Raw genomic sequence first — 16,594 nt, forward strand, 5'->3', positions numbered from 1 at the left:
CGCGGGCCGGTCGGCCCGGCCCCGCCGGGCCGGCGGCGGCTCAGGCGGCGGACAGCTCGAACCAGGTGACCTTCCCGTCGCCGCGCAGTTGCACGCCCCAGTCGTCGGCGAGCGCCTCCACCAGCAGCAGCCCGCGCCCGTTGGTCGCCGTCTCCCCCGGGTTCCGGCGGCCGGGCAGCCGGCTGGTGCGGTCCTCCACCTCGACCCGCAACCGCTGCTCGCCCGTCAGCACAGCGTCGAACACCGCGGCCTTCCCGGTGTGCACCAGCGCGTTGGTGACCAGCTCGGAGGCCAGCAGCTCGGCCGTGTCCGCCAGCTCGGGGACGCCCCAGTGGTCCAGGGCGGCGCGCAGCCGTCTGCGGATCGCGCCGACCGCGACCAGGTCGGCCGCGTCCAGCGAGGCGTGCAGTCTGCGGTGCAGCGCGCAGCCCGGCTGGTACGCCGGAGCCGCCCCCTGGGCCTGCGCCCGGCGGCCGGTCTCCTCGCCGTGCGAGACCGAGCGCTGTCGCGGAAACCTTGCCTGACCGTCCATCAACCCCGTACGCCCCCGCCCTCGTTCTCGGGACGACCGCCCCCCGGTCCCCCTCCGGGCCTGCGGCCCTTCTTGTCATCCTCATGCCCACTCTGCGGCGTTTGCAACAGTGATCCGCGGCGCTGGGCGGGGCGGACGGGCGCGCGGGGCGTGCGCGGGGGCCCGGTCAGGGCGCGTCGTCGAGGCCGACCGCGCCGGTGTCGAGCGAGTGGTGACCGCCGCCCACCCGGAGCCGGCCGTCGGCGATCCGCTCGGCGAGCACCTGGTCGGCCGTCAGTTCCCGGACGGTGCAGCGGGCCGTGCCACCTCCGCCCCGCCCTCCCCTGTCTCCCCCCTCGCCTCCCGCGCGCCGCCGTGCCACTTCCGTCCCGCGCACCGACGCTGGACACGGCGGGCGGGCGCGGGTTCAATGGGGCCCACGTTTGAACGCCGTTCTAAACTCTGTACCGACCACCCTCCGCCCACCCTCGAGCGAGGAACCGTGCGACTGACTCCCACCGAGCGGGACCGGCTGCTGATCTTCACCGCGGCCGAGCTGGCCCGCGCCCGCCGGGCCCGCGGCCTGCGCCTGAACGTCCCCGAGGCGACCGCGCTGATCGCGGACACCGTCTGCGAGGCCGCCCGCGACGGCCGCCGCCTGGCCGAGGCGATCGAGGCCGGCCGGCGGGTGCTGACCGCCGAGGAGGTGCTGCCGGGCGTCGCGGACGTGGTGACGGTGGTCCAGGTGGAGGCGGTGTTCGAGGACGGGACACGGCTGGCCGTGGTCAACGACCCGTTCCAGGGGGCGGGTTCGCTGGGCGACGGGGCGCCGGGCGCGGCACTGCCGGGCAGCGGCGCCGGGTACGACCCGGTGGAGGAGGCGCTGGTGCTGCCGGTGCACAACACCGCGGCGGTGCCGATCTCGGTGACCTCGCACTTCCACTTCTTCGAGTCCAACCCGCGGCTGGCCTTCGACCGGGCCGCCGCCTACGGCATGCACCTCTCGGTGCCGGCCGGCTCCTCGGTGCGCTTCGACCCGGGCGCGACGGTCGAGGTGGGCCTGGTGCCGATCGGCGGCGCCCGGGTGGTGATCGGGTTCGCGGGGCTGGTCGACGGCCCGCTGGACGCGCCGGGCGCCAAGCAGGACGCGCTGGCGAAGGCCCGGGCGACCGGGTACCTGACGGAGTTCGACGACGCGGAGCCCGAGCAGTGACCCCCTCGACCACCCGGAAGGACCCCGCATGAGTGCCATCACCCCGCACGACTACATCTCCGTGCACGGCCCGCGGGCCGGCGACCGGGTCCGGCTCGGCGACTCGGGGCTGATCGTCCGGGTCGAGTCGGACTCGCAGGCCCCGGGCGACGAGTTCCTGGCCGGGTTCGGCAAGACCGCCCGGGACGGGCTGCACCTGAAGCCGGCCGCGGTGCGCGAGACCTGCGACGTGGTGGTCTCCAACGTGCTGGTGATCGATGCGGTGCAGGGCGTCCGGAAGACCTCGATCGGCATCCGGGCGGGCCGGATCTCGGCGATCGGCCGAGCCGGCAACCCGGACACCCTGGACGGGGTGGAGGTGGTGGTCGGCACCGGCACCACCATCGTCTCCGGCGAGGGCCTGATCGTCACCGCCGGCGCCATCGACACCCACGTCCACCTGCTCTCGCCGCGGATCATGGAGGCCTCGCTGGCCTCCGGCGTCACCACGATCATCGGCCAGGAGTTCGGCCCGGTCTGGGGCGTCGGCGTCAACTCGCCCTGGGCGCTGCGGCACGCCTTCAACGCCTTCGACGCCTGGCCGGTGAACATCGGCTTCCTGGGCCGCGGTTCGTCCTCCGACCCGGCCCCGCTGGTGGAGGCGCTGGCCGAGGGCGGCGCGTCCGGCTTCAAGGTGCACGAGGACATGGGCGCGCACACCCGGGCGCTGGACACCGCGCTGCGGGTCGCCGAGGAGTACGACGTCCAGGTGGCGCTGCACACCGACGGGTTGAACGAGTGCCTGTCGGTGGAGGACACCCTGGCGGTGCTGGAGGGCCGCACCATCCACGCCTTCCACATCGAGGGCTGCGGCGGCGGGCACGTGCCGAACGTGCTGAAGATGGCGGGCGTGGAGAACGTCATCGGCTCCTCCACCAACCCCACCCTGCCGTTCGGCCGGGACGCGCTGGGCGAGCACTACGACATGATCGTCTCCGCCCACGACCTGAAGCCCGACCTGCCGGGCGACGCGGCGATGGCCCGCGACCGGATCCGGGCCGGCACGATGGGCGCCGAGGACGTGCTGCACGACCTGGGCGTCATCGGCATCACCTCCTCCGACGCCCAGGGGATGGGCCGGGCCGGGGAGACGGTGCGCCGCACCTTCGCGATGGCCGGCAAGATGAAGGCCGAGCTCGGCCCGCTGGACGGCGCCGGCTCGTACGGCACCGCCGAGGCCGGCGACGACAACGAGCGCGTGCTGCGCTACATCGCCAAGCTGACCATCAACCCGGCGATCGCCCACGGGCTCTCCCACGAGGTCGGGTCGATCGAGGTCGGCAAGCTCGCCGACCTGGTGCTCTGGCGGCCCGACCACTTCGGGGCCAAGCCGCAGCTGGTGCTGAAGGCCGGCTTCCCGGCGTACGGCGTGGTCGGCGACCCGAACGCCTCCACCGACCGGTGCGAACCCCTGGTGCTGGGGCCGCAGTTCGGCGCGCACGGGGCGACCGCCGCGGACCTGTCGGTGGCGTTCGTCGCCCAGGCCGCCGCCGACGCCGCCTACCTGGACCGGGCGGGTGACCAACTGCCCACCCGCCGCAGGCGCGTGGGCGTGCGCGGCACCCGGGGCATCGGGCCGCGCTCGATGCTGCGCAACGGCCGGCTCGGCCGGGTCGACGTCTCGGAGACCGGGCTGGTCTCGCTGGACGGCGAGCCGCTGCGCTCCGCCCCCGCCGACTCGGTCTCCCTCAGCCGCCTCTACTTCCTCTGAACACCCGTCACCCGTTTAGGACTCGAACACCATGACCTCCCCCACCCCCGCCTCGCTCGGCTTCCGGATGCCCGCCGAATGGCATCCGCACCAGCGCACCTGGATGGCGTTCCCCACCGCCAACCCGACCTTCGACGGCGCCGAGCAGCTGGACGCCGCCCGCCGCGCCTGGGCCGAGGTCGCCAACACCGTCGTCCGGTACGAGCCGGTCACGCTGGTGGTCAACACCGGTGAGACCGAGCAGGCCCGGCCGTACCTCTCCGCCGAGGTGGAGATCGTCGAGCGGCCGCTCGACGACGCCTGGATGCGCGACATCGGCCCGTCCTTCCTGATCGACGACCAGGGCGAACTGGCCGCCGCGGACTGGGTGTTCAACGGCTGGGGCGCGCAGTCCTGGGCCCGCTGGGACCACGACCAGCACATCGCCGAGCACGTCTCGGAGCTGACCGGGGTGCGGCGCTTCGCCTCCCGGCTGATCAACGAGGGCGGCGGCATCCACGTGGACGGCGAGGGCACCGTGCTGCTCACCGACACGGTGCAGCTCGGCGAGGGCCGCAACGCCGACTGGACCCGGGAGCAGGTCGAGGCCGAGCTGCACGCCCACCTGGGCACCAGCAAGGCGATCTGGCTGCCGCGCGGACTGACCCGCGACTACGACGAGTTCGGCACTCGCGGCCACATCGACATCGTCGCCTCCTTCGTCCGCCCCGGCACCGTGGTGGTGCACTCCCAGCCCGACCCGGCGCACCCCGACCACGCCGTCTGCCAGGAGCTCGCGGAGATCCTGCGGTCCGCCACCGACGCCCGCGGCCGGACCCTGGAGGTCATCGAACTCCCGGCCCCCACCGTGCTGTTCGACGAGGACGGCGAGCCGGTCGACTACTCCTACATCAACCACTACGTGGCCAACGGCGTGGTCGTGCTCTGCGCGTTCGACGACCCGCGCGACGAGCAGGCGAAGGCGATCCTGGAGAAGGCCTACCCCGGCCGCACCGTGGAGCTGGTCGACGCCCGCGAGATCTTCGCCAACGGCGGCGGCATCCACTGCATCACCCAGCAGCAGCCCCGGGCCTGACGGAGCGCCTGCCCCCGGCCCGCCGCGACGGGACCGGGGGCGGGGGTCGTCAACCGGAGCACAGCGCGGACTGCGGGACCGGCGTGGGCAACGGGTCCACGCCGGCCCGGGTGATGCCGTCGGCGGACAGCAGCGGGGCCATGCAGCGCCACCACACCCACGCCATGTAGCGGTAGCCGGTGTCGTTGGGGTGCAGGCCGTCCCCCAGCGCGCCGGACGGCACGGCGGCACTCAGCCGGGCCAGTGACACCCGGGGACCGGCCGCTGCGACGACCGCGGGCAGCATCGCGTCGAAGCGCTGGACCGCCGCCGAGGCGATGTCGTTCGTGGTGCCGTACCACGGCGGGATCACGTCACCGACGACGACCCGCACGGTCGGGGCGGCCGCCAGGATCCGGCCCAGCAGAGCCGACATGCGGTCAGCCATGGTCTGCGCGGAGGCCCCTTGCCTCGCGTCGTTCACGCCCGCGTGCAGCAGCACCACGTCCGGCCGTGCGGCCGCCATCCAGCCGTCGATCTGCGACGTCAGCTCGTCGATCCGCCAACCGGAATGCCCCTCGTTGATCGGGTTCGGCTCCTGGCCGGACCGTTGCGAGCCGACGTAGGTCGCGGTGTAGATCTGCTGAACGTCCACCAGGTAGCGTGCCAGGTCCCACCGGTACGCGTCCCCGGTCGAGGAGCCGACACCAGCCGTGATCGAGTCGCCCAGCGGCATGATCCGCAGGTGCTGGCTCAGGTCGAGCGGCGGGAGCGCCTGCGCGGACGATGCTGCGGACGGCAGCGAATTGCCGACGAGGAGCGCCAGGGCGAGCGCACAGGCGAGCGAGCCTGCAGCCACCCGGGATCGGCGGCGCCACGCCGACGTGCGGGTACCCGGTGGAAGCAAGTCGGTCATGGCGGCCTCCAGTCATGCTGAACTCCCCGCGCTCGGCAGGTTCAGGGGGAACATGTGGGTGGTGCGACCGACGACGGCGCCACCGCGCTACGCACCCGCACCCAGGGCATGCCGAAGGTGGGGAGCAGCGGGCAGCGTGGAACGACCGCGGGGGCGGCGCGCGGGCGCACGGAGGGGGTGACAGCGGCGGGGGCGACCAGCAGCAGGTGCAGGTGGCCGAATTGCGACAGACAGATCCGATGCCACTGACTGCCCGTCAGTGACCGCCGTCGCCGGTATGACCTATATGCCCGCCGTTCCGTCCCCCCAACACCGGCAACGACGGCAGGGTCGAGAACGGGCCGTACCCCAGCTGCAACATCACCGCGACGGTCATTCCGGATCCGTACCCGGTCGCGCGCCGACGTGCCGTCAGAACCCCACCCGGTACACCGAAAAGCCCATGACCTTCGACCATTCCGGTGCCTGACGCCCCAGGGGCGGGCGACCGGCCTCGGCCCTGCCGGACGGGCCGTCAAGAGGGGGCGCGCTCAGCGCCAGTGGCCCTCCTCCTCGTGCAGCAGGCCCTGGCGGCGCCGTTCGGCCATCGCGGCGACGGTGCCGGTCAGGAACACGTCCCAGCAGTCCTGGTCCAGTGTCGGCGTGCGGTCCGTCCCGGACGTGCAGCGCGGGCAGGCCCGGCACGGCCGGTACCGGTAGTCCGGACTGCCCGGGCGCGGGCCCGGCGGCTGGTCGGTGGTCACGACTCCTCCTCGATCTGCGCCCAGACGACGGTCTCCCCGTCGGCGGTCACGGAGCCCCAGCGGTCGGCGGTGCGCAGTGCCTGGAGCAGTTCGCTCCAGCTCGGCGCGTCGTCCGGCGGACAGGGGATGCTGATCCGCGTGCTGCCGACGGCCAGCCGTACATCCGCCCGGACCCCGGTGGCCCGTTCGATCGCCGTCCGCAGGTCGGACGCGCGCGTGCTGATCTGCACCACTCCCCCAGAGTACACATAGGGCTACACTCTACACGTAGAGTAGTGCCGCGAGAGATACTGTGTCACCGATCGGCCGGACCGCACACCTTTCGGAGGACGTCCATGACCGCCAGCGGGCCCTCCGCGTACCTGCAGGTGGCCGAGCAGATCCGCGACCGGATCGCCGCGGGCGAGTACCCACCGGGCAGTCAACTCCCGTCCCTGGCCGACCTGCAGGCCGAGTACGGCTACTCGCACGGGGTCGGCCAGTCCGCGTACCGGCTGCTGGAGCAGGAGGGCGTGGTGCGCGCCAAACAGGGCCGCGGCTACTTCGTCCGCACCCAGGAACCGCGCCGCACCCTGGTCCGCCGCAGCACCGGCGAAGGAACGCCCGGGCCGGACACCGCCGGCCTCGCCGAGCAGGGCGTCACCGCCACCTGGCGCAGCCAGTCCACCACCGAGGCCGCCACCGCCGAGATCGCCGAACGCCTGGCCGTCGAGGCCGGCGACCCGGTGATGCACACCTCCTACGTCCACCTCGCCGACGGCGAACCGGCGTACCTCGCCGAGTCCTGGGAGCCGATGGCCGTCACCGGCCAGGCCCTGATCGTGCTGCCCGAAGCCGGACCGCACGCCGGCCTCGGCGTCGCCGCCCGGATGGCCGTGATCGGCATCGAGGTCGGCGAACCCGTCGAACGCCTCACCGCCCGCGTCCTCACCCGCGCCGAGGCCCAGACCCTCGGCCTGCTCCCCGGCGCGCCCGCCCTCGCCATCCGCCGCACCCACTACGACCGGGCCACCGGCCGGCCCGTCGAGACCGCCGACCTGGTGCTGCCCGGCGAACGCTGGAGCGCCGAGTACGGCCGACCGCCGGTCCGGAACTGACGCCGCGCCGGCAAGCCCGGGCGGATCTCCGCACGCTCGCCGGACGTGCGCCGGACGCGCCACTTCCGACTGACACCCCGTCACACCCCGCGGACGGGCGCGCCCCGCCGCTGCGCGGTGTGATGGAGCCATGACCACCACCCCGCTCGACGAACTCACCGACGAACTGCTCCGCCTCGCCCCCGGACTCGACCGCGAACAGGCCGCCGCACTGCTGCGCAAGGCCTACCGGGCCGGCCTCGCCGACGGACGCCACGAAACCGCCGAAGGACGCGAACACACCGGCTGGTGACCACCCCGCCCACCCCGTGCGCGACACTGGACCCCGGACAGCACCACACCGAGGAGAGCGGATGGCCCAGCCACGCACCCGCCGGCCGGCCCGCCCCCGCGAAGAGGTCTACGCCGCCGCCCGCGCCGCCATCGCCGAACACGGCCTCGCCCGCCTCACCATGGCCGGCCTCGGCAAACAGCTCCAGATGAGCGCCGGCCACCTCCTCTACTACTTCGGCAGCAAGGACCAGCTGCTGCTGGAGACCCTCCGCTGGAGCGAGGCCCAGCTCGGGGAGATCCGCACCCGCGAACTCGCCCGCCCCGGGGTGCCCGCGCTCGAACGGCTGGCCCGCTACACCGAGCTCTACCTCCCGGAGGGCCCCGGCGACCCGCGCTGGATCCTGTGGATCGAGGTGTGGAGCCGCTCCCCCGAGACCGCCGAACTCCGCCGCGGCCAACTCGACATCGAAGCCCCCTGGCAGGACGACCTCACCACCCTCCTCGCCGACGGCCTCACCCCCGCCGCCCTCGCCCCCGCCCGGGCCACCCAGCTCCGCGCCCTCCTCGACGGCCTCGCCATCCCCCTCGCCATCGGCCTCCCCGGCACCACCCGCCACGCCGCCCTCACCCACGCCACCTCAGCCGCCCAGGCCCTCCTGAGCACCCCCGGCTGAGACCTCCCCCGCCGCGGAGGCGGTCCGCGCTATTCGGTCCAGACGGCGGCCGCCGTGCGGTCGTCGGCGTAGCCCTTGGCCCGGACCTGGATCTGGCGGAGGAAGTCGACGGTGCCCGGGGGGTGGGGGTGGGCCCAGTGGCTGGAGAGGAAGTGGGCCACCGCGGGTTCCTCCGCGATGGGGGCGGCCAGGCCCGGGGTGCAGAGCAGCAGGATGTCGCCGGAGGTAGCGGGGACCAGGCGGAACCGGAACGGGCGGGGCGTGGGCATCGCGGCCGGCGGCAGGGGCGGTTGGCCGTCGGGGTGGTGCAGCAGCCGCGCCGCGTACGCGTCGATCCAGTGGCCGGAGCGCAGCAGGTAGAGGCCGCCGGGGCCGGTGCCGAACGCGGCGCGGTGGGTGGCCGCCGGGTCGGTGGACATCAGCAGGCAGTGCAGCGAGGCGGTCTCCTCGGGCGGCAGTTCGGAGTTCTCCGGGTCCTCGGTCTCGGCCGCGCTGCGCAGCCGCGCCGCGGCCTGCAGGGCGATCCGCTGGAGGCCGTAGCGGAGCCGGTCCCGGGCCCCGGTGCGCAGGTCGGCGGCGAGTTCGGCCCGGCTGCGCCCGATCGCCGCGGCGAGCTGCCGGGTGGCGTCCGCGGCGGCGGCGGATCCCCACTGGGCGTTGGCGCGGCGCGCGGGTGCGGCCAGCACGGTGAGCACCAGCGCGTCCTCGGCGTCGCCGAACCGGACGGTGAGCAGCGCGTCCCGCCGGGGTTCGCCCCGGTAGCGGGCGGAGTCGCCGCGGATCGACACCGCGCGCAGCGTGGTGGCCGCGAACTGGGCGCCGTCGATGGCGGTGTCGGGCACCACGGCCGTCAGCCCGGCCGGGTCGGCGGGGGCGAGCGCGGTGGGCTCGGCCTCGTACGTGGGGGGCCGCTCGCCGACGTGCGGAACGGCGGGCGTCTCGGGGCGCCCCCGCCAGGGCGCGGCCCGCTCCGGCTGCGCCGCCACCGCCTCGGGCTCCGGCTGCAGCTGCGGTTCGAAGACCGCCGGCGGGGGCCCGGGCTCCGGCTGCGGCGCCACCGCCTCGGGCTCCGGCTGCAGCTGCGGTTCGAAGACCACCGGCGCGGCCCGCTCCGGCTGCGGCGCCACCGCCTCGGGCTCCGGCTGCAGCTGCGGTTCGAAGACCGCCGGCGCGGCCCGCTCCGGCTGCGCCGCCACCGCCTCGGGCTCCGGCTGCAGCTGCAGTTCGAAGACCACCGGCGCGGGCCCGGGCTCCGAGTGCGGTTCGAAGGCCACCCGCTCCGGCTCCTGCCCCGGCTGCGGTTCGAAGGCCAGCGGCGCGGCCTCGGGCTCGGGACCGGGCGGAGCAGGCGGAGCAGGCGGAGCAGCCTCGGGCTCGGGTGGGAGCGTCGGCAGGTCGGCCAGCGTCGGGGTGGGCTCGGCGGGCTTGCCGAGCTCGGGCCAGGCGGCCGCGGCCCAGCTGCGCGGCGACGGCCCGGGCACCGGCTCGTCCTCCGCCGCCGGGACCGGCTCGGGGGTCGGCTCCGGAGCCGGCTCGGCGTCGACGGGGGTGCGCTGCGGGCCGATCAGGCCGGCCGCGGTGGTGAACCAGTCGTCCACGGTGCCGGCGTCGGCGGTGGCGGCGGGAGTGTCGGGGAGGGTGCCGGCGGGGCCCGCGTAGACGGTGTGCCACCAGGCGTCGTCGGGGCGGGGTCGGCCTGGTGCGCCCTGCTCGTTCAACTGACCGCTCCTGATCCGTGAGGGTGCCGGACGTCACGTCATTGTCCCGAAGCCCAACGACGGTGTCCGGGATTCGGAACATCGCGCGGACAGCCGTGGAGAGGTTCCGGCCACGGGGGTCGCGGCGCGGGGCCGGGGCCCGGTGGACGGGCCCCAGCAGGGGCTTCGGGCCCGGCGGGAATGGGCGTCTGCCCGGAAACTGGGAGCCCAAGGGGGGCATCGCTTCACCCGATCGGCTGATTAATATGTGCGCATGGCCGCGCCTGGATCTCGTGATCGGCACCGGGGAGGGACCGCGATCGCGGTGCTCCGCCCGGTGGCGGTGCTGTGGTCCCTGCTGCTGGCCGCCCTGCTGGCGCTGCTCCCGTGCGCGGCCGGCGCCCGCACGCTGAGCGGCCCGCCCGCGGGCCCGCAGTCCGGCCGGCTCGCGCCGGGTTCCGGCCCGGCCGTCCAGGGCCCGTCCGCCGAGGCCGCGACGGCCGTCGAGGCCACCGGGTCCGCCGAGGCCACCGGGTCGTCCGCCCCGGTCACCCCCGTCGCGGACCGCTCCGGCGCGCCGCGCCCGGCGCACCACGCGCCGGCGGTGGCGGTGGACTCCCAGGGGTCGCCGTACGTCTGGTGCGCGGTGGACGGTTCCGGTCCGCTGCCCGGCCACGGCTGCTCCGACCACGCCTTCTGCGGCCCGCAGTCGCACCTGCCGAACGCGCCCCCGCAGCCCGGCACGGTCGTCCTGCCGCGGTTGATCGCCCCGGCCGCGTCGGCCGCCGCCGAGGCGTGCGCCGTCGGGTCAGGGCCGCACCACGCGCCCGACCTGCACGTGCTCCAGGTTCACCGGTCCTGAGCGGAACCCACCGCCGACCGACGCCCCCGGCTGGGGAGGTCGGCGGCTCCGCTGCCCCCAACACACCGCAGACCGCCGTGCTCGCCACGACGGGGACAAGGAAGACATCCATGGGTTCCGCCTCGAAGCAGTCCAACCCGACCGGCAAGCAGCCCAAGCCGGGCAGCAAGGCCGCCCAGCAGGCCGACCGCCGGGCCCGGATCGCCGAGCTGCGCGCCGTCGAGCAGCGCCGTGAGCGCCGCAACAAGCTGCTCACCATCGGCATCTCCTCCGCCCTGGTGCTCGCCATGATCGGCGGCGGCACCTGGCTGGCGCTGGACGCCAAGCAGAAGAGCGACGACAAGAAGGCCGCCGCGGCCGCCGAGCAGAAGGCGAAGGAGGACGCCGCGAACGTGCCGATCGACGGCGTGCAGACCTTCGGCAAGCTGACCCAGAACCACGTCCAGACCGACGTGAAGTACCCGCAGACCCCGCCGGTCGGCGGCGACCACAACCCGGTCTGGGCGACCTGCATGGGCAACGTGTACGACAAGCCGCTGAAGAACGAGAACGCCGTCCACTCGCTGGAGCACGGCGCGGTCTGGGTCACCTACAACGGCAAGGCGACCCCCGCCGACATCCAGAAGCTCGGTGACAAGGTCAAGGCCACCCCGTACAGCATGATGAGCCCGTACCCGGACGAGGCGGGCACCATCACGCTGTCCGCGTGGAGCACCCAGCTGGTGGTGGAGTCCGCGGACGACCCGCGGGTGGCGCAGTTCTTCACCAAGTACGTGCAGGGCCCGCAGACCCTGGAGCAGGGCGCCAGCTGCAGCTCGGGGACGATGTGACCGCCGACCGCGCGGCCGACGGGGCGGAGCCGGACGCGGAGCAGCGCGGCGGGGTCGCGCGGCGCGGCCGGCGGGCGTTCTGGTGGCCCGCCGCGCTGGCGGCCGTGGTCGCGCTCGGGCTCGGCGTCCCGGCGCTGGTCAGCGGCGGCACTCCGGCGTCCGGCAGTGCGCCGGCCGCCGCGGCGGTGCCGGCCACCGACTCGCCGGAGGCCGGGTTCGCCCGCGACATGGCGATCCACCACCAGCAGGCCATCGACATGTCGTTCATCGTCCGGGACCGCACCCAGGACCAGGCGGTGCGCGGTCTGGCGTTCGACATCATCAACACCCAGGCCAACCAGCGCGGCATGCTGATGGGCTTCCTCGACCAGTGGGGCCTGACCCAGAACACCGGCGCCAAGCCGATGGCGTGGATGGGCCACAGCTACGAGGCGCACGACGGGTCGCTGATGCCGGGCATGGCGACCAACACCGAGCTGGAGAAGCTGCGTTCGCTCAGCGGCCGGGAGGCCGAGGTGTACTACCTGCAGCTGATGATCAAGCATCACCGGGCCGGCGGGGAGATGGCCCAGGCGTACGTGGACGCGGCGAAGAACGACGCCGAGAAGCGGCTCGCCCAGGGCATGGTCGACGCGCAGCACGCGGAGATCGCGCTGATGACCGACATGCTCACCGAGCGCGGCGCGCAGCCCGCGAGCTGACGGCACGTCACCACGGGGCGCCGTTCCGGGACCTCCCGGGGCGGCGCCCCGCGCCGTGGCCCGGCGGTCCGGGACCCGGCCGCCTCAGCGCCCGGACAGCCGGGCGGCGAGCAGGGCGACGGCGGCGAGCAGCAGCGGGACGGCCCGGCCGCCGGTCGCGGGGCCGGCCAGGTGGACGGCGAGGACGGGCAGTGCGGTGCCGAGCGCGGTGCCGAGGCTGCGCACCATGTTGACCAGGCCGCCGCCGACGGCCGAGCTCTGTGCGGGGATCGCCCGCATCACCAGCGCGTTGTTGGCCGGCAGCAGCAGCCCCAGCCCGTACCCGGCGGCCAGCAGCGGGAGCGCGGCGGCCCACGGTCCGGGCGCGGGCAGCACGGCCAGGGCCAGCAGTCCTGCGGCGGCGGTCAGCGCGCCGCAGCGGCAGCGGGCCGCGTCCGTCCAGCGCCGGGGCAGCAGGCCGCCGCCGGCGGTGGCGGCGAGCGCGAACGCGGCGGGCAGCGCGGTGATCGCCAGTCCGGCGGTGGCGGTGGGCACGCCGCGGGCGGCGAGGGCCACGGGCTCCAGGACCAGCGGGCAGAACAGCAGCAGGTAGCCGATCAGGGCGACGCCCAGCCCGGCCCGGATCCCCGGCGTGTTGACCAGGCCGGGCGGGATGATCGGACGGTCGGCGCGGCGCTCCTGGCGCACCAGCCCGAGTCCGGCGGCGGCCGCGCCGAGCAGCAGGACGGCGACCGCCCGGCCGGGCAGCGGCAGGCCGGACGCGGCGGACAGCGCCAGCAGCAGCGCGGTGGACGAGCCGGCCAGCAGCACCAGCCCGGCCAGGTCGAAGCGGCTGTCCTTCTCCCGCACCGCGGCGCACCGTCCGTCCGGGAAGGTGCGGGGCAGCAGGAACCAGCCCGCGAGCATGCCGAGCACCCCGATCGGCACGTTGACCCAGAACGCCCAGCGCCAGGACGCGTGGGTGACCAGCAGCCCGCCGAGCGTCGGGCCGAGTGCCAGCCCGAGGGCCTGGGCGGCGGCCTGGACGCCGAGCGCGGTGCGCATCGCCCGCTCGGGCACTCCGCGGGCGACCAGGGCGACGCTGTTGGCCTGCATCATCGCGCCGCCGACGGCCTGTACGGCCCGGCAGGCGATCAGCGTGCCGAGGCTGCCGGCCAGGCCGGCCCCGAGCGAGGCGGCGGCGAACACCGCGAACCCGCCGAGGTACATGGTCTTCCGTCCGACCAGGTCGGAGAGCCGGCCGACGGGGGCGAGCAGCGCGACCAGCACCAGCAGGTACGCCAGCGAGACCCATTCGACGGCTGCGAAGCCCGCGTCGAAGCGGTGTTCCAGGGCCGGGAAGACCAGCGAGGTGACGCTGGCCGTCAGCTGGCCGAGGAACGCGCCGAGGCAGACCGTGCCGACCGCCAGCCAGTGGGCGTGCGGCCAGCGGGCGACGGCGCGCGGGCGGGGGCGTTCGGCGAGTTGCAGGGTGTCGAGCAGCCGGGACGCGGCGGCCACGGGTTCAGCCATGGCCCGAACATATCTGCTGCCGACATAATCGCTCAAGGACTGTTTCCTACCCCGAGCTTTCCGCCCCCCGTCGCGCCCGCGCGCGGTGACGTCCTGGCAGGTCAACGGGTGGACTCCCGGTAGCCGTGACGTTGCCGGGCGCTACGCTTGCCGCCATGTCCTCGCAGCCCCAGCCCGCCTCGCGCCCGTCCGAGACCGCCGCTCCGGACACCGAAGCGCTCGCCGGGGCGCAGCAGCTCACCGACGTGATCACCCGCCTGCGGCGGGCGCTGCGGAGCTCCATCCGCTCGGAGTTCCCGTGGGAGGCGCTGCCGATGGCGCAGGTGGAGCTGCTGCAGACGCTGGCCGTCGCGCCGATGCGGGTCGGGGAGCTGGCGGCCCGTCAGCGGCTGGCGCCCAACACCGTCAGCGGCCTGATCTCCAAGCTGCTGGAGTCCGGCCTGGTCGACCGCCAGCCCGACCCGGGCGACCGCCGCACCGCCCGGATCGCCCTCACCGACGCCGGGCACCAGCAGCTGCGGGACTGGCAGAGCGCGCACGAGCGCCGCCTCGCCGCCGCGCTGGATAGCCTCGCCCCCGCCGACCGCGACGCCGTGATGCACGCCCTCCCGGGCCTCGACCGCCTGGCCCACTCGCTGGCCGGCACCGACCCGACCCGCTGAGCCGCCGCCCCACGGCGATGTCCGAATCCCGCCAGTCGCACCGTGGACGATCACGCAGACTGGAAGACGTGATCGACGACGAGACCAGGTACCGGGCCGTGGACAGCCGGGACGCCCGCTTCGACGGGGTGTTCTTCACGGCGGTGCGCACCACCGGCATCTACTGCCGTCCCAGCTGCCCGGCCACCACCCCCAAGCGCACCAACTGCACCTTCTACCCGACCGCGGCCGCCGCCCAGGGCGCCGGCTACCGGGCCTGCCGGCGCTGTCGGCCGGACTCGGTGCCCGGCTCGCCCGAGTGGAACCACCGGGCCGACCTGGTCGGCCGCGCGATGCGCCTGATCGGCGACGGCGTGGTCGACCGGGAGGGCGTGGCGGGGCTGGCGTCCCGGCTCGGCTACAGCTCCCGGCAGCTGCAGCGGCAGCTCACCGCCGAGCTCGGCGCGGGCCCGCTCGCACTGGCCCGGGCGCAGCGCGCGCAGACCGCCCGACTGCTCCTGCAGACCACCGACCTGCCGGTCACCGACGTGGTGTTCGCGGCCGGGTTCGCCTCCGTGCGGCAGTTCAACGACACCATCCGCGAGGTGTACGACCGGACCCCGTCCGCGCTGCGCACCGAGCACGGCGGCCACCGGCGCGGCACCGCCACCGGCGGCACCCTAGGACTGCGGCTCGCCTACCGGGGGGCGATCGACACCGAGCACCTGCTGGACTTCCTCGGCCTGCGAGCGGTCCCCGGCGTGGAGGAGGTCGTCGCCGGACCGCGCCCGGGCACCCGCACCTACCGGCGGACGCTGGCCCTCCCGTACGGCCACGGCATCGCCGAGGTGGACGGCCTGGCGCCGGGCGACCGGCCCGACCGGGGCTGGCTGGACTGCCGGCTCACCCTCGCCGACCTGCGCGACCTCACCACCGCCGTGCACCGGCTGCGCGCCCTGTTCGACCTGGACGCCGACCCGGACGCGGTGGGCGGCCGGCTCGCCGCCGACCCGCTGCTGGCGCCGCTCGCCGCGGCCCGGCCCGGGCTGCGCTCGCCGGGGCACGTCGACCCGCACGAACTCGCGGTGCGCGCCGTCCTCGGCCAGCAGATCACGGTCGCCGCCGCCCGCACCCTGGCCGGCCGGCTCGCCGAGCGGTACGGCACGCCGCTGCCCGCCGCCGACGGCGGACTGCGCCTGCTGTTCCCGTCCGCGGCGGCGCTCGCCGCGGCCGACCCGGAGCACCTGGCGATGCCGCAGTCCCGGCGCCGGGCCCTGCTCGGCCTGTGCGCGGCGCTCGCCGGGGGCGACGTCCGCCTCGACCCCGGGGTGGACCGCGAACAGGCAGCCGCCGAGCTGCTCGCCCTGCCCGGCATCGGCCCGTGGACGGTCGGCTACCTGCGGATGCGCGCCCTCGCCGACCCGGACGTGTTCCTTCCCACCGACATCGGCGTCCGCGACGGCCTGCGCGCCCTCGGCGAATCCGGCGACCCGCGCACCGCCGCCGAACGCTCCGCCCGCTGGGCCCCCTGGCGCTCCTACGCCCTGCACCACCTGTGGTCCGCGGCCGCCGCCCCCACCCTCCGCTCCACCTCCAAGGACCAGACATGACCACCGTGTTCACCACCATGCCCAGCCCGCTCGGCGTCCTGCTGCTCAGCGGAACCCTGGACCCCGAGCGGGGCTTCGCCCTGACCGCCGTCACCGCCCCCGGCCAGAAGGGCGCGCTCGCCGCCCCCGCCGCCGACTGGCGCCCCGACGCGGACGCCCTCGCGCCCGCCGTCGAGCAGCTCACCGCCTACTTCGCCGGCGAGCGCACCACCTTCGACCTGCCGCTCGCGCCGGTCGGCACCCCCTTCCGGCAGCAGGTCTGGAACGCCCTGGACGACATCCCGTACGGCGCCACCCTCACCTACGGCCAACTCGCCGACGCCGCAGGGCAGTCACCGCGCGCGGTGCGCGCCGTCGGCGGCGCGGTCGGCGCCAACCCGCTCCTGGTCGTCCGCCCCTGCCACCGGGTGATGGGCGCCAACGGCAGCCTCACCGGCTTCGCCGCGGGCGTCGACGCCAAGCGCTGGCTGCTCGCCCACGAGAGCGGCGACCGGCTGTTCTGAGCTCCGC

Annotated in this window: 18 protein-coding genes; 12 read left to right on the top strand and 6 right to left on the bottom strand. The window is 75.2% G+C overall.

From position 1 onward, the window contains the following. Positions 1–40 precede the first annotated feature (40 nt). On the bottom strand, positions 41–532 hold the full coding sequence (locus BX266_RS08900; protein WP_099898357.1) for an ATP-binding protein: 492 nt from the start codon (positions 530–532) through the stop codon (positions 41–43). A 481-nt stretch (positions 533–1,013) separates the two neighbouring features. On the opposite strand from BX266_RS08900, the gene ureA reads away from it, so the two are divergent. The 3 genes from ureA to BX266_RS08915 are packed head-to-tail and all read left to right on the top strand — an operon-like array spanning position 1,014 to position 4,549. Then, positions 1,014–1,724, top strand: coding sequence for an urease subunit gamma (ureA, locus tag BX266_RS08905; protein WP_099898358.1), 711 nt, complete (start codon positions 1,014–1,016; stop codon positions 1,722–1,724). A 28-nt stretch (positions 1,725–1,752) separates the two neighbouring features. Then, positions 1,753–3,474 (top strand): urease subunit alpha, encoded by a 1,722-nt coding sequence (locus tag BX266_RS08910; protein ID WP_099898359.1) that lies wholly within the window; start codon positions 1,753–1,755, stop codon positions 3,472–3,474. Positions 3,475–3,505: 31 nt separating this feature from the next. Then, a complete protein-coding gene (locus BX266_RS08915; RefSeq protein WP_099898360.1) occupies positions 3,506–4,549 on the top strand; it encodes an agmatine/peptidylarginine deiminase in 1,044 nt (347 codons plus the stop codon). A gap of 49 nt (positions 4,550–4,598) precedes the next feature. Here the strand turns inward: BX266_RS08915 and BX266_RS08920 are convergent, their stop codons facing one another. The 3 genes from BX266_RS08920 to BX266_RS08930 all read right to left on the bottom strand — a co-directional run bounded on the left by BX266_RS08920 (position 4,599) and on the right by BX266_RS08930 (position 6,417). Continuing rightward, positions 4,599–5,444, bottom strand: coding sequence for an SGNH/GDSL hydrolase family protein (locus tag BX266_RS08920; protein ID WP_099898361.1), 846 nt, complete (start codon positions 5,442–5,444; stop codon positions 4,599–4,601). Positions 5,445–5,974: 530 nt separating this feature from the next. Further along, entirely contained in the window at positions 5,975–6,187 is a 213-nt protein-coding gene (locus BX266_RS08925) for a hypothetical protein (protein ID WP_099898362.1), read from the bottom strand. Beyond that, positions 6,184–6,417, bottom strand: coding sequence for a hypothetical protein (locus BX266_RS08930; RefSeq protein WP_099898363.1), 234 nt, complete (start codon positions 6,415–6,417; stop codon positions 6,184–6,186). The genes BX266_RS08925 and BX266_RS08930 overlap by 4 nt, the downstream gene beginning before the upstream one ends. Positions 6,418–6,522: 105 nt before the next feature. On the opposite strand from BX266_RS08930, the gene BX266_RS08935 reads away from it, so the two are divergent. The 3 genes from BX266_RS08935 (at position 6,523) to BX266_RS08940 (ending at position 8,231) form a co-directional block, all read left to right on the top strand. After that, a complete protein-coding gene (locus BX266_RS08935) occupies positions 6,523–7,284 on the top strand; it encodes a GntR family transcriptional regulator (protein WP_099898364.1) in 762 nt (253 codons plus the stop codon). Positions 7,285–7,414: 130 nt separating this feature from the next. Further along, positions 7,415–7,576 carry a hypothetical protein gene (locus BX266_RS38430; RefSeq protein ID WP_180290421.1) on the top strand — a complete coding sequence of 54 codons (162 nt, stop codon included), beginning with the start codon at positions 7,415–7,417 and terminating at the stop codon, positions 7,574–7,576. A 61-nt stretch (positions 7,577–7,637) separates the two neighbouring features. Beyond that, positions 7,638–8,231, top strand: a complete 594-nt coding sequence (locus BX266_RS08940) for a TetR/AcrR family transcriptional regulator (protein WP_099898365.1) — start codon at positions 7,638–7,640, stop codon at positions 8,229–8,231. Between the two features lie 29 nt (positions 8,232–8,260). On the opposite strand, the gene BX266_RS08945 is transcribed toward BX266_RS08940, so the two are convergent. After that, positions 8,261–9,949: a protein phosphatase 2C domain-containing protein gene (locus BX266_RS08945; protein WP_099898366.1), complete on the bottom strand. Its 1,689-nt coding sequence runs from the start codon at positions 9,947–9,949 to the stop codon at positions 8,261–8,263. Between the two features lie 253 nt (positions 9,950–10,202). Between BX266_RS08945 and BX266_RS08950 the strand changes: the two genes are divergently transcribed. The 3 genes from BX266_RS08950 (at position 10,203) to BX266_RS08960 (ending at position 12,321) form a co-directional block, all read left to right on the top strand. Next, positions 10,203–10,790 (top strand): hypothetical protein, encoded by a 588-nt coding sequence (locus tag BX266_RS08950; protein ID WP_143686890.1) that lies wholly within the window; start codon positions 10,203–10,205, stop codon positions 10,788–10,790. 110 nt (positions 10,791–10,900) lie between these two features. Further along, the gene (locus BX266_RS08955; protein WP_099898368.1) at positions 10,901–11,620 is read left to right on the top strand and encodes a DUF3105 domain-containing protein; all 720 of its coding nucleotides are present in this window, start codon (positions 10,901–10,903) and stop codon (positions 11,618–11,620) included. Between the two features lie 95 nt (positions 11,621–11,715). Continuing rightward, the gene (locus tag BX266_RS08960; protein WP_099907608.1) at positions 11,716–12,321 is read left to right on the top strand and encodes a DUF305 domain-containing protein; all 606 of its coding nucleotides are present in this window, start codon (positions 11,716–11,718) and stop codon (positions 12,319–12,321) included. An 84-nt stretch (positions 12,322–12,405) separates the two neighbouring features. On the opposite strand, the gene BX266_RS08965 is transcribed toward BX266_RS08960, so the two are convergent. Next, positions 12,406–13,833, bottom strand: coding sequence for an MFS transporter (locus BX266_RS08965; protein ID WP_099898369.1), 1,428 nt, complete (start codon positions 13,831–13,833; stop codon positions 12,406–12,408). 155 nt (positions 13,834–13,988) lie between these two features. Between BX266_RS08965 and BX266_RS08970 the strand changes: the two genes are divergently transcribed. From BX266_RS08970 to BX266_RS08980, 3 genes are read left to right on the top strand one after another with little or no spacing between them, the layout of a single operon-like run. Next, complete coding sequence (locus BX266_RS08970) at positions 13,989–14,495, top strand: MarR family winged helix-turn-helix transcriptional regulator (protein WP_099898370.1); 507 nt, start codon at positions 13,989–13,991, stop codon at positions 14,493–14,495. A 17-nt stretch (positions 14,496–14,512) separates the two neighbouring features. Next, positions 14,513–16,084 (top strand): DNA-3-methyladenine glycosylase 2 family protein, encoded by a 1,572-nt coding sequence (locus BX266_RS08975; protein WP_259464617.1) that lies wholly within the window; start codon positions 14,513–14,515, stop codon positions 16,082–16,084. Further along, positions 16,081–16,587, top strand: a complete 507-nt coding sequence (locus BX266_RS08980; protein WP_099898372.1) for a methylated-DNA--[protein]-cysteine S-methyltransferase — start codon at positions 16,081–16,083, stop codon at positions 16,585–16,587. Before BX266_RS08975 ends, BX266_RS08980 begins: the two co-directional genes overlap by 4 nt. Positions 16,588–16,594: the final 7 nt, after the last annotated feature.

The organism is Streptomyces sp. TLI_171 (assembly GCF_003610255.1).
GTDB lineage: Bacteria > Actinomycetota > Actinomycetes > Streptomycetales > Streptomycetaceae > Kitasatospora.